This is a genomic window from Acidobacteriota bacterium (assembly GCA_039028635.1).
GTDB lineage: Bacteria > Acidobacteriota > Thermoanaerobaculia > Multivoradales > JBCCEF01 > JBCCEF01.
This window is the reverse complement of record JBCCHV010000047.1, coordinates 38,510-50,570: the sequence shown is the minus strand read 5'-3', so window position 1 is coordinate 50,570 and position 12,061 is coordinate 38,510. Positions and strand designations below refer to the sequence as shown.

The following is a 12,061-nucleotide window of genomic DNA, read 5'->3' as shown; positions in this document are numbered from 1 at the left end:
GCCGCCGCCGGGCCCTCTCGGGCCCGGAAGCAGGTTGCCGATGACCTTTTCAGCAGCCTGCTAGAAAGCAAAAAGGCCAGCCCTCCCGGGCTGGCCTTTTCAGTGCCGCTCTCCGCGGCGTCGGGTTCTCGTCGCGCGGCTACTCGAACTGGAAGAAACCCGGATTGAGGAGGCCGTCGGGATCGAAACGCCGCTTGGCATCTTTGATCAAGGCCCATTTCTCGGCCCCGAAGTGGTTCTCCCAATCCTCCGGGGTCTTGAAGCTGATCCAGCCCGAGAGATAGCGCTTGCCGCCGTAGGCGACGGTGAGCTCGTGGAACATCTCGAGCTGCGACAGGGCCTGGTCGAGGAACTGGGTCGGAACCGCCGGCAGAATGCCGAAGCCCATCAGATTGGTGGCCCCCTCCGGATACATGAAGAGAGGCACGTCCGAGTTGTCGCTACGGGCCGGCCACAGCAGGATGTGACCGCCGGGGCCGAGGGCCTGCGGCGGGAAGCTCTCCAGCACCGTCGGGATCAGCTCCCGAGCCATGTCCCAGGTGAGGGTGGTCTCGACCCAAGGATGGTGCATCTCCCAGTTGCCGGAACGGTGCCAGAGATCGAAGATCGGCACCAGGCGGTTGCAGAAGCCGAGCTGGGTGTACTCCTCGGTGCGCAGGTGACGGTAGTGCTTCAGGCCGTCGAGGACCGCCGCATCGTCCGGGTTCTCGCCCTCGTCGTACTCCACCGTCAGGAACATCGGGTACATCCAGTAGGCGTAGAGCTGCTGGCCCTCACCCAGGGTCAGACCCTCACCGATGCTCTTGGTGAAGATCGGACAGGCGGCACAGCGCGACTCCAGGGTGTGGAAGCGGTCGTGGTTCTCCGGCCGCATGACGAAGTCGGCATCGTCCATGAAGGTGTCGAGCTCGTCGTAGAGCAGGTGGTACATGCGCACCTTCTGCTTGCAGCGCCGCAGCCGCATCTTGACCCGCGTGATGATGCCGAACTGGCCGAAGCCACAACGGACCGCGTTGTAGAGATCCGCGTTCTGTTCCCGCGAGCAGACCACCACTTCGCCGGTGCCGGTGACCACCTCGAGCTCGATGGCGTTGTCCGCCTGGGTGCCGTAGCGGTAGCTCGCCACGCCCAGACCGGCGACCGAGACGGTGCCGGCGAGGGAAACGCCGAGGTTGTTGGTCAACACCGGCGGGACCAGACCCAGGGGCACCGTGGCCGCCACCAGGTCACGCCACACGAGCCCGCCGTCGCACTGCGCGAAGAGGCCTTCGGCATCGATCTCGTGGATCTTGCACATCGCCGCCGTGTCGATGACGATGCCGCCATCGGTGGTCGACTGTCCGGTTTGGGTATGACCCTGGCCGCGGGCGACCACCACGATGCCGTGCTCGCGGCAGAACCGCACCACTTCGGCCACCTGCTCGGTGGAAGTGCAGCGGGCGACGGCTCCGGGCACTTGGTGCACGACCCGTCCGAAGTCGGTCTTGAACTCTTCGCGTACCGCCTCCTCGAGGACGATGACGTCGCCGAGGCGCTCTTTGAGACCGAGCAGGGCTTCGGTCTTGTCGATCGGAGAGTGGACAGCCATGGAATCTCCCTCTACTCAGGTAGCTTGACGGCCGGCGGAAGGAGACCGCCGGAACGGACCGGATCGAGAGCTCCGGTCGGGGCCTCTATCGTATCGCACTCGCGGCCCGCGCACAGCGCGAGCCATCGTCGTCGGCATCACGATCGATGGTGCCGAAGCCGTCCTTGATCCAGGCCTCGATACCGCCATCGATGATCACTGCTCGTTCGAGCTCGAGGGCGAGGAGCCGCTCCTCCAGGAGCGCACGGTCGATACCCTCGCCACCGTAGACCAAGAAGGTCTCGCCGCGCAGCCGCAAGAGGTCTTCGCGGCGCTCCTCGAAGCGCGCCAAGGGCACGCTGACGGCCCCCACCAAGTGTCCCTTGGGACCGTGGAACACGGCACTCGGCCGCACATCGAGAATCTTCAGGGTCGGAGTGTCGCGCAGCATCTCGAAGGCGACGCCGGGCAGCACCTCGAGCAGGTCGCCCTCGCGCAGGGCGGCGGAACGACAGCCCGAGATCAGCAACGCGAGAACCAGCAGCGGGCCCCCGAAGCGGAGCCAAGCGGACCTCTTCACAATTCGAGAGTCTAGCCCGAACTTCTCACCGGCTCCCTGCTGCACGGCCTCAGGTCGTCGAATCTGCGGCGTCATCTGCCGGCTCTACTCCTCGGCTCGTCGAGTAAGGCGGTGTCGCGGCATCGGCGGATGCCTTGAATCTTCAACCACCTAGGACTTTTCGCTGAGGGGTGCGGTGAGCCGGTCGGGTTAGTCGATCGCCGTCACTGGAAAGGGCAAGGGCGCGATGGTGCCCACCGGCAGGAGACGGTGATTGCGCAGCACCGGCCGGCGAAAGTCGTCGAGGGCGGTCAGCTCCTCGGCCGTCAAGCAGTCGAACCGCTGCAGCAGCTCGAGGGCCATGACGTCGCGCGCGCGATCGCCGCCATCGGCGATCTTAAAGGCCATGCCGAGACGCCGCGGCCCTTGCACCGCCATGGCATAGAAGCCCTCGGCCCCTTCTTTGCCGACGATGCGACCGGCCGTCACCTCCATCAGACGGGTGGTGAAGCGCCCCGGGCCGGCCACCATCATCGGCTCCCGCCCCATGGCGGCGAAGACCCGCTCCACCGCCCGCGCCACCCGCGGCGCCAGACCGGCGGCGGCAGGCTCGACGAGGGCGGCGTAACCGCGCGCCACCGCCAGCAAGGAAAGATGAAAGGTCGGCACGCTGCAGCCGTCGAGGCCTTCCCCGACGGTCTCCGCCCCCACCCGACAGCAGGTGCCCACCCAGCGCCGCACCTCTTCCTGAATTCGGTGGCCGCCCTCCGTGTAGCCCATCGTCGGCCACCCCCGGAGATGACAGGCCAGCAGCATGGCGGCATGCTTGCCGGAGCAGTTGTTGTGCAGCGGCGTCGGCTCGGTACCGGCGACCACCAAGGCGCGGGCGTGGTCCGCATCCATCGGCGGATGGGCGCCGCAGGCGAGGTGACCTTCGCCGAGGCCGGCTCGGGCCAGCAGGCCGCGAGCCACTTCGACGTGCTCCGGCAAGCCACCGTGGGAGGCACAAGCCAGCGCGATCTCGCGCTCCGTCAGGGCGAGCTCGTCGGCCCTCGGTGCCAGCAGCAGCGCCAGCACCTGGAAAGGCTTGGCGGAAGATCGGACGAAGGTCTCGTAGGCGGCATCGCCGACGGCGGCGATCAAGCGGCCATCGGGCCGGGCGACGGCGGCCGCGCCGAAGTGCAGCGATTCGACGAAGCCGTTGCGATCGGTGGCGACCACCGGCACCAGCTCCGCCCTTTCGGGAGCGCTCCTCCGGCTGCCCGAGTCGCCCCCCGAATGGGAGCTGCGCAAGCTCAGTCCGCGGTCCCCAGCGCCGCGTCCACGGATTCGTAGATCTGGAACAACGGCAACAGGTTGGCGAGCTCGAGCAGCTTGTGAATGCGCTCCGATGGCCGCACCAGCACCATCTTGCGCTGGCGCTCACCAAATCGCCCCAGGTAGCCCACCAGCTCACCGATTCCGGTGGAATCGATGTAGTTGATCTGCTCGAGGTCGAGAACCACGTCCCCTTCCTCCTGCGACAGGATGCGATCGAGAGTCTGGGCGAGGAACTCGGCGCTCTCGCCGAGCTTGATCACCCCTTCGACGCGCAACACGATTCCCTGCGGATGCCGGCTCTTGCTGACGATCATGGAGCGTGGTCTTTCGGCCCTGAAGGCGAAGTTGAAGGAACGCTGCCGATGGTAGCAGGTGCCGCGAAAGTCGTCATTCCCCGGTCGCCGACCCGCGGCAGCCCGTCCTCGAGACGCGAGGAGGCTGCGGCGGAAGCTTGAACCGTCCCTTGCCCCCTGCGATGATCGGCGCCATGAGAATCGGCGTCCTCTCCGACACCCATGGGCTGCTGCGCCCCCAGGTGCTCGACCTGCTGGCCGGCTGCGAGGCAATCCTGCACGCCGGCGATATCGGCGACCCGGCGATTCTCGATCGACTGGCGGCGGTCGCGCCGGTGGCGGCGGTACGCGGCAACAACGACCGCGGCCCCTCCTACGGCGCCCTGCCGGACGTGCTCGAAGGAGAGCTCGGCGGACTCACCTATCGCATGATCCACCGCCGCCAGGATGTCGAAGACGAATGGGCCCGCAGCGCCCGTCTCATCGTCTATGGCCATTCCCACCGACCCGAGCTCGAATGGCGCGGCGGGTGCCTGCTACTCAACCCCGGCGCCTGCGGGCGGCGGCGCTTCCAGCTCCCATTGACCCTCGCCCGAGTCACCCTGCGAGACGGCCGCATCGAGCCCGAGATCCACGTCGTCGACGATTGAGCACGACGCCTGAAGAGACCCGCGGCTTCCGGCCGCCTATCGAATCACCGCCCAGCCACTGCGAGACCGACCCATGACCGTTTCGAGATCCCTCACCGCCCTCCTCCTCGCCATCGCCCTGGCCGCGCCGGCCGCAGCCTCCGGCTTCTTTCGCTTTCAGCACGGCGGCCGGGCCACGGCCCAGGTGGGTGCCATGACGGCGCGCGCCGACGACGCCACGGCGGTGTTCTACAACCCTGCCGGGATCGCTCGCCTGGAGGGCATTCACATCGCCGGCGGCCTCGACTTCAACAACGCCACGGACGAGTACACCAGCGGCAGCGACGGCTCCCTGGCGGCCGACCACGTGATCAACTTTCCGCCCTTCGTCTACGTCACCTGGAACAACCAAGAGCGCTTCGGCCGCTGGGCCTTCGGCGCCGGCCTCGACACCACCTACTGGCACCGGGAGGATTGGGATCCGGTGTTCTTCGAGCCGCGCTTCCTCAACCGCCTGACGGAGCTCCAGCTCTGGGAGCTGCACCCGGTGGCGGCCTATGCGATCGACGATCGCTGGAGCGTCGGCGGCGGGCTGCGCTACGTCTTCGGGTCTTTCGAGCAGGGCGTCAACAGCGCCCTCGAGATCGCCGGCGACGACCCGGCGGTGCTCGAGCCGGCGGAAGTCCTGGTCGACGCCAATGCCAGTGTCGATGGCCTCGCCTTCGACCTCGCGGTGCACTTCGAAACCCCGGTCTGGGGCTGGGGCGCGGTCTACCGCAGCCCCCTCGAGGTCGAGGGCGACGATCGCCTCGAGCGCAGCGTGCGGGATCAACCCTTCACCGCCGCCGCCCAGGCCAACTTGGCGGACCTCCTGGCCAACGCCGGGAGCGAGCCCTTCGACCACAGCGTCGAGCTGCCCCAGGAGCTTCGCGGCGGCGTCTGGTTCGCCCCCTATCCGGAGCTCGTCGTCGAGATCAACCTCGCCTATCAGGCCTGGTCGGACTTCGACCAGCGCTTCTCGGGAAGCCCGGCGGACGACCTGCCGGCGACCTTCCTCGACCGCCGCGACTGGGATGACACGCTGTCGATCCGAATCGGTGCCGAGGGCTCCTTGAACGAGTCCTTCACCCTCTTCGGTGGTCTCGCCCTCGAGCCCTCGCCGGTTCCCGAGGATCGTCTCGATCCCGGCTTCCCGCGGGGCGATGCCCTGATCTACGCCATCGGCGCCAGCTTCCGGACCTCCAAGGTCACCTTCGACGTCGGCTACTCGTTCCACGACCACGACTCGATCGACGGCGTGCTCCAGGAGCCGCGCAACCCGCAGGTGCGCGGCAGCTACACCGCCGACGACCAGGTCTGGTCGGCCTCGGCCCGCTGGGCCTTCTAGCGACGGAAGCTCGCCTCGAGCTCAGAACCAGGGTCCTGCCCGGCGGGCTCAGCAGTTGGGCGGACAGACGTCGTCCCAGGTGGCCGTCGAGCCGCTTTCGAAGCCATTGCTGAACACCGGCTCGAAGACCCGGAAGGTCAGCTCCGTCGGCGAGCCGGGCTTGAACAGCTCCAGGGTCTCTTCGACTCCGGCCGTCGGCGGCAAGGTCGAATCGAACCAGAAGGAGAACATGGTGCCCCAGCGCAGCGCATTGGCGTTGGCATCGGTGGCGAAGCTGTCCGTTGACCAGGAGACCTGGTTCGGGGTCGACAGGTCCGGTGTCCAGGCGGCGGTGGCGTAGGGCTCGCCGGAGTGATGCACGACCCCCGAGAATCCGACGTTCGAGATCGTCGCCGCGGCCGGGAAGGTCACCGCGAAGCGGCGCGCCGAGCGGTCCGAGTTGAGGTTGTGGACGGCATACTCGTAGTGCACCCCGCCGGTCACCGCAGTCGTCTGTCGGGCGACGTGGAAACGCTCCGTGACGCCCGAGACCTCGACATCGACGGGCACCAGCCGTACCTCCGCATCGTTGGCCTTCCAAGCGTAGATGGCGGGATCGCCCTCGAAGGTCGAGCCGGTGACGTTGAGATTGCGCGACGTACTGCCGACCGTGACCCGGCGATAGGAGGCGTTGTTGAGACCGTTGCCCGCCGCCGCATCGTCCTCGGCGATGTAGTGCCCCTCCACCCAGTAGAGAGCTCCCGTATTGAGGCTCGGATCGACGTCCGACTCGAGAACCTTGAGCCGCTGGTCGAAGCTCGTCGAAGAGCCGGTGGGGGTGATCGGAAAGTCGAAGGCGCCGGTGCGCGCATCCACTTCCGACCGCTTGCCCATCGGGCGACTGCCGTTCAGGGATGGACCATAGGTGTCGGTACAGCCGATCCCGAGCTGGTCGAGGCCATGGGGTGGATCGGTGCAGTTTCCGCAAGCCGCCGAGGGCGTGTTGGTGCTCTCGAAGCCGTGCTTCAGCCAGCTCATGCCGATCTGCTCGAAGCGGCCGTCCTTGAGCCGATACAGGTTCTGGGCGATCACCGGATGCTGCTCGTCGGCGCAGTAGCTGCGCGGGTCATCGCACCACCACAGAGGAGCGTTGCCGCGGTTGCAGCTCGTGGTGCCGACGGCGTAGCCCCGGATGCCGTTCTCGGCACCGTAGTTGCGAGTGCTGTCGAGGCGGATCACGGTGACGTCGGGGCCGACCCCACCGAGGCTGGCGGGTCGGGCAATCAGTTGGTGAACGCCCAATCCCACCACCAGGGCGACAGCGAGCAACAGTGCGGTGGTCAAACCGCGAGAAGCTTGGCGAGACATTTCTATCCTCCTCGGCCCCGAGAAAAATCGCGTCACCTCGGCGCGTCGGTCTGGTCAGACCGACCGCCCGGTGCCTTCAATCTAGCCAGACGGCGCCTTGGTGTCATCCAGGCGCCGATCGAGCTGCTCCATCAGCCCCACCGCCGGGGACCAACCGGGAGCGAGCTCGAGAGCCCGGCGAGCCTGCCGACGAGCCTCCTCCCAACGCCCGGCGGCGGCCAGAATCTCCGCCCGCTGCAGCCAGCGCTCCGCCGTGTCGCCGGGTTCTTCCGGCAGCCAACCGAGGCTGTCGTCGAAACGCCCAACGCGGGCTAGCGCGGCCGCCAGGTTTTCCCGTGCGGCACGGTGATCCGGCGCCAACTCGAGGGTTTCCTCGAACCGGGCGATGGCCTCCCCTAGATGACCTTCCATGACCCGCAGAACGGCCAAATTGTAGCGCACCGCAGCGGCGCCGGGCGCCGCCCCCAGAGCGGCTTCGAGCACTTCACCGGCGGCGGCGAGGTCGCCGGCCTCGGCCAACAGTCGAGCGAGCTCGACATAGGCCGTGGGGCGACCGGGGGCGGCTTCGATCCAGCCTCGGTAGTGCCGTCGAGCCGCTTCCAGAGCGCCGCGATCGCGCGCCTCGCGAGCCAGCAGCAGGTGCATTTCCTCCGGCCGCTCGCCGCGTTCGAGGGCAGTGGTCGCGGCGCGGCGCAGCGCGCCATCGGCCGGAGCGAGGCGATGCAGCCAGGCGAGACGGCGGGCGTTGCCGCGGGTCGGCACCAGCCCCCAGTCGCGCACCCGGCCGAGATGAAACCGCCCGACGGCGACGTCGCGGCGATCGGCCGCGGTGAGCACCAGCTCCCCCTCGCCGATCGCCACCTGGCGACGGAGCTCCGCCGTGGCTCGGTAGGCACGCTGTCCCAGGACATCGTGATAGCGATGAACGGCACTGTGAAACCAAAGCCCCAACAGGGCGCCGAAGACGACGACGAAGCTCCATCCGGCGGGCCGCAGGCGCCCGCCGCGGCGCAGGGCGAGGCGCCGGAAAGTGACGGTCGGCTGTACCCATAGGCGCACCGCCAGCCAGCTCGAGACCGCCAAGACTCCAGCCCAGCCGAGGGACAGGAGGAACGGCACCTCGCCATAGAGGCCTCGAAAGGAGAAGAACGCCAAGGCAAAAGCGATCGCCAAAAGGGCCTCCTCCCAGGCCGCCAAGGGATAGCGCCGCGGCTCTGGGTTGGGCACTCGCGGCGTCGCCAACAGTGGAATCGGTCCGGAGCCGTAGTAGAGGGCCTGGTTGGGACAGACGCTGATGCAGTCCTGGCAACGCATGCAACCGGAGTCCACCACCATGCCCCAATCGCGCACCTCCTGGTGGACTCGCACGTTGGACGTACAGGTGGCGGTGCAGTGACCGCACCCGGAGCAGGCGTCGGTCACCCGGATGCGAAGCGGCGCCAGGCGGTCGGCGGCGGCGAAGGCCGCTCCGTAGGGACAAGCATAGGTACAAAAGCCCTTGGCGCCGAGAAAATAGACGCAGGCGAAGCCACAGACAAGGAAGGTCACGAGGGCGACCAGCCAGCCCGGAAAGGTCGCCCAAAAATCCGATGTCGTCCATTCGGTGCGCAGCCCGGGCCACGGCTCACGCGCCAGCCAGCGGTAAATTGCCGGCCACAGAAACATGTAGACGAAGGCCAACACCGGCACCCAGCGCAGCAGACGCGAGCGCAGCGGCACCGGACGGATACCGAGGCGGCGCAGCAGCCAGAGGCAGCCGTCCTGCAAGGCCACCAGATGGCATGCCCAACCGCAGAAGAAGCGACCGAAGACGGCGGTCAGGAGAATGGCCGCCGCGAAGAAGATCACGCCGGCGTTGACCACTCCATCCCGCCCGAGGGCCATCGCCTCGGAGGGCTCCACCGGCGTCACCGTACGGCCAGCGATCAACCAGTGGGTGATGTGCAGGGCGATGATCACGTGGACCGCGAGGAGCACCCCCGCCCGCCAGCGCGAGCGCCGCGAGGACCGCATCGGCGAACCGGACGACGGAACCACCGGGAGCTTGGCCACCCGATCACGCTACCGGAACGAGGCGGACAACGCCACCAAGGGAAGCCCGCTTCGCCCAACCCTCGCCCGGCCAAGAATTATCCCTTCATATAAGTATCTCTTCAGAATTTGACTCTCATGAGATAGTCTATTTACTTTTCAGAATTATCTCAGCGATCCGCGAGGTAACTGAGCGATGAAGACACGGACCCTCTTGGCGTTACTCCTCGCGGCCCTGGGACTACAGGCCGGGGCAAGTCTTGCTGAAGATCGTTGCCGGACCCTGATGGCAGAAGGAGAGAAGCTGCGCAGTGATGGTCTCCAACCAGAAGACCGGAGGCGTGGTGAAGACCTGATCAGGCAAGCCAAACAGGCTTGCCGATTGAAGGGAGTTTCCGCAGAGGCAATGGCAGAAGCGAGTCTCGCCGCGGCCTCACTCCTCCCGGACCAACAGAGCCTCGACGAAATCCACTCGGTGATCGAAACGCTGCAGTTCGAGTCCCCGAATAGCGAGATCCTTCCCAAGGCCATGATCGAGCTGGCGAACGTTTATTTCCAGCTTGACCGCCTGGAAGAAGGTCGACAGCTCGCTCACCAGTCCCTCGAAGAACGAGAGCGCATTTTCGGCACCGATAGCCGCGAGTACATCCGCGGTCTCGCGATCCTGGGGGTCTTTCTGGCGACCTCGGACGGCGGTGGGCCGATTCGCCCCAATCTCGAAGACGGCTATCGCTATGTCCGTGAAGGTGCCCGCCGCGCTCGAGAGCTCTTCGGGACGGGTGATCCTACGACGGTCAGTAATTTGATTCACTACAGATCGGTGCTCGACGAGATGGGCCGCCACGACGAGGCCAAGGCCCTCGACGAGCAGATCCTGCCCTACCTCGACAACATCGACGAAGGCTGGTAGCCGCGCCTACACCAGCACCGGCTCGACCGCTTCGACGAACATGCCCGGCGTGTAGGCGGTGATGCGGCCGGTGAAGGCCGAGGCGGCGACCGTGAGGGGCGACGCCAGGTAGAGGCGGCCGGGGCCGGAACGGCCCTTGTAGTTGCGGTTGATGGCGCTGACGGTGACCTGGTCTTCGTTGTCCGAGACTCCCGGTCCACAGCCGATGCAGGCACCACAGCCGGGCCGGATGAGGGTGACGCCGGCACGCTCGAAGGTCTCGATCATGCCGCGCTCACGGCAGTGGCGCTCCACCGCCTCGGAACCGAACTGAATCAGGAAGCGCACCCCGTCGGGCACCCGCATGCCGGCGGCGACCGCCTCTTCGACCACCCGATGGTAGAACTCGAGGTCGTCGATCTTGCCGGCGGTACAGCTTCCGCCGTAGGCGATCTCCACCGGCACATCGCCGAGGTCGCGAATGAAGGCGCCGTTGGTGGGATCGGAAGGAATGCCGCGATCGGGATCCCCGGGATGGGCGACCATTGGCCGGATCACCGAAAGATCGATGGTGTAAACGCCGCCGGCGTACTCGGCGCCTTCGTCCGGCTCCACCGTCCGGGCCCTGAGGCGCTCGAGATCGACTCCCGGTCGCCACTCCTCCAGCCAGCGGAAGGTCTCTTCGTCGGCCAAGCAGATGGCGGTGCGAGCGGCGCATTCCGTGGCCATGTTGGTGAGCGTCGCGCGCTCGTCCATGGAGAGCGCCGACAGCCCCGGCCCGGTGAACTCCATCACCCGGTTGAGGGTCTTCTGAGGCTTGGCGTACTCGAGCAGGATCATGAGCATCAGGTCCTTCGCCGTCACCCCTTCGGCGAGCTCGCCGACCAGCTCGAAACGGATCGACTCGGGGACCTCCACCTGAGTGAAGCCGGCGTGGATCAGGTTGGCGTACTCGGTGGCACCGACGCCCCAGGTGAGGGCGTTGTTGACCCCGCCCATGCAGGTGTGACTGTCGGTCGCCTGGATGAAGTCACCGGGCTCGATGAGGGCTTCGCGGGCGACCTCGTGGCAGATTCCCGGGGACACCTTGTCCTTGGCCGAAAAGTCCTGTGTCTCGGTATGGCGCTGAAAGTCGCGCTGCAGATCGCGCAGCACCTGGATCTTGTCTACGAAGGGGCGCATCTTGGGCACCTCGTCGGCGTAGATCAGGTGGTCTTCGAAGACTGCGAACTTGCCGGGATTGGGGAGCTGATAGTCGGCGCCGTACTCGCTCTCCAGGAAATAGTGCACCTGGGCGGTGGTGAACTCGTGCGAATAGCCGCCGTCGACCTCCACCACCACCGCATCGCCGGGCTTGACGAAGCGCTTCCCTTCGCCGACCCCCACCAGATGGCGAGCGAGCAGCTTTTCGGCCATGGTCATGGGCCGCGGCCCGGTCCGGTGCGGGGGCAGCTCGATCTCGCCCGCCGCCAGGGCCTTCGAGAAGGCGAACAAGCCTCCCGCCTGCACCACCTGCTGGGTGATCGGATCGTAGTCGCGGTAGAAGTCCTCGAGCGCGATACCCTCGCCACGCTGCAACCGCGAGAGCATGGCGTGGTCGCCCATCAACACCCCTTGGTTGATGTTGTTGCGGGCATGAATCGGGGCGAAGGACTCGGCGATGGCCAGCCGAATGCCGCTCCACTTCTCCGCCTGCACCGCCGTTTCGCGGGAGCTTCCGACGCCCTTGCGCAGCCCCGAAACGATCACCTCGAAGCCCCCGTCGCGCAAGGCGTCGCGCCCGAACAACCGCTCACCATCGACGATCAGACCGGCATAGGCATCCCGGGCGATGTCTTCCGGCTTGTGCGAGAAGCACACCCAGGCCGGGGTCATGGCGTCGGTATTGATGTCGTCCAGCAGATCGTCGACGGAGAGATCATCCATCGAGAGATCGAGCTCACCGGCGAGCTGCCGCCGGATGAGCTCCGGATCCTTGGTCATGAACAGGACCCGTTTGCCGGGCGTCAATCGAAACGTCTCGGGAGGCTTCAAGCGCG

General features: G+C 66.8%; 10 protein-coding genes. 3 read left to right on the top strand and 7 right to left on the bottom strand.

The features are described 5' to 3' along the window. Positions 1 to 139: 139 nt before the first annotated feature. The 4 genes from AAF604_17830 to AAF604_17815 form a co-directional block, all read right to left on the bottom strand. A complete protein-coding gene (locus AAF604_17830; protein MEM7051532.1) occupies positions 140 to 1,588 on the bottom strand; it encodes an FAD-binding protein in 1,449 nt (482 codons plus the stop codon). Positions 1,589 to 1,673: 85 nt separating this feature from the next. Beyond that, entirely contained in the window at positions 1,674 to 2,147 is a 474-nt protein-coding gene (locus AAF604_17825) for a rhodanese-like domain-containing protein (protein ID MEM7051531.1), read from the bottom strand. Positions 2,148 to 2,336: 189 nt separating this feature from the next. After that, positions 2,337 to 3,347: an asparaginase gene (locus tag AAF604_17820; protein MEM7051530.1), complete on the bottom strand. Its 1,011-nt coding sequence runs from the start codon at positions 3,345 to 3,347 to the stop codon at positions 2,337 to 2,339. Positions 3,348 to 3,421: 74 nt separating this feature from the next. After that, positions 3,422 to 3,760 carry an STAS domain-containing protein gene (locus AAF604_17815; GenBank protein MEM7051529.1) on the bottom strand — a complete coding sequence of 113 codons (339 nt, stop codon included), beginning with the start codon at positions 3,758 to 3,760 and terminating at the stop codon, positions 3,422 to 3,424. A 173-nt stretch (positions 3,761 to 3,933) separates the two neighbouring features. Here AAF604_17815 and AAF604_17810 point away from each other — a divergent pair, with 173 nt between their 5' ends. Continuing rightward, on the top strand, positions 3,934 to 4,389 hold the full coding sequence (locus AAF604_17810) for a metallophosphoesterase family protein (GenBank protein MEM7051528.1): 456 nt from the start codon (positions 3,934 to 3,936) through the stop codon (positions 4,387 to 4,389). A 73-nt stretch (positions 4,390 to 4,462) separates the two neighbouring features. Next, positions 4,463 to 5,755 (top strand): outer membrane protein transport protein, encoded by a 1,293-nt coding sequence (locus tag AAF604_17805; protein MEM7051527.1) that lies wholly within the window; start codon positions 4,463 to 4,465, stop codon positions 5,753 to 5,755. Positions 5,756 to 5,803: 48 nt separating this feature from the next. On the opposite strand, the gene AAF604_17800 is transcribed toward AAF604_17805, so the two are convergent. Both AAF604_17800 and AAF604_17795 read right to left on the bottom strand, forming a co-directional pair. Further along, positions 5,804 to 7,102, bottom strand: coding sequence for a hypothetical protein (locus tag AAF604_17800; GenBank protein ID MEM7051526.1), 1,299 nt, complete (start codon positions 7,100 to 7,102; stop codon positions 5,804 to 5,806). Between the two features lie 81 nt (positions 7,103 to 7,183). Next, positions 7,184 to 9,154, bottom strand: coding sequence for a tetratricopeptide repeat protein (locus tag AAF604_17795; GenBank protein MEM7051525.1), 1,971 nt, complete (start codon positions 9,152 to 9,154; stop codon positions 7,184 to 7,186). 385 nt (positions 9,155 to 9,539) lie between these two features. On the opposite strand from AAF604_17795, the gene AAF604_17790 reads away from it, so the two are divergent. Continuing rightward, positions 9,540 to 10,043, top strand: coding sequence for a tetratricopeptide repeat protein (locus AAF604_17790; GenBank protein ID MEM7051524.1), 504 nt, complete (start codon positions 9,540 to 9,542; stop codon positions 10,041 to 10,043). 6 nt (positions 10,044 to 10,049) lie between these two features. Here AAF604_17790 and AAF604_17785 read toward each other — a convergent pair whose 3' ends face one another. Further along, the gene (locus AAF604_17785) at positions 10,050 to 12,056 is read right to left on the bottom strand and encodes an aconitase family protein (protein ID MEM7051523.1); all 2,007 of its coding nucleotides are present in this window, start codon (positions 12,054 to 12,056) and stop codon (positions 10,050 to 10,052) included. Positions 12,057 to 12,061: the final 5 nt, after the last annotated feature.

Coding starts and splice junctions, on each gene's coding strand:
- AAF604_17830 (MEM7051532.1), bottom strand. CDS start 1,588: ATGGCTGTCCACTCTCCGATCGACAAGACCGAAGCCCTGCTCGGTCTC.
- AAF604_17815 (MEM7051529.1), bottom strand. CDS start 3,760: ATGATCGTCAGCAAGAGCCGGCATCCGCAGGGAATCGTGTTGCGCGTC.
- AAF604_17810 (MEM7051528.1), top strand. CDS start 3,934: ATGAGAATCGGCGTCCTCTCCGACACCCATGGGCTGCTGCGCCCCCAG.
- AAF604_17805 (MEM7051527.1), top strand. CDS start 4,463: ATGACCGTTTCGAGATCCCTCACCGCCCTCCTCCTCGCCATCGCCCTG.
- AAF604_17800 (MEM7051526.1), bottom strand. CDS start 7,102: ATGTCTCGCCAAGCTTCTCGCGGTTTGACCACCGCACTGTTGCTCGCT.
- AAF604_17790 (MEM7051524.1), top strand. CDS start 9,540: ATGGCAGAAGCGAGTCTCGCCGCGGCCTCACTCCTCCCGGACCAACAG.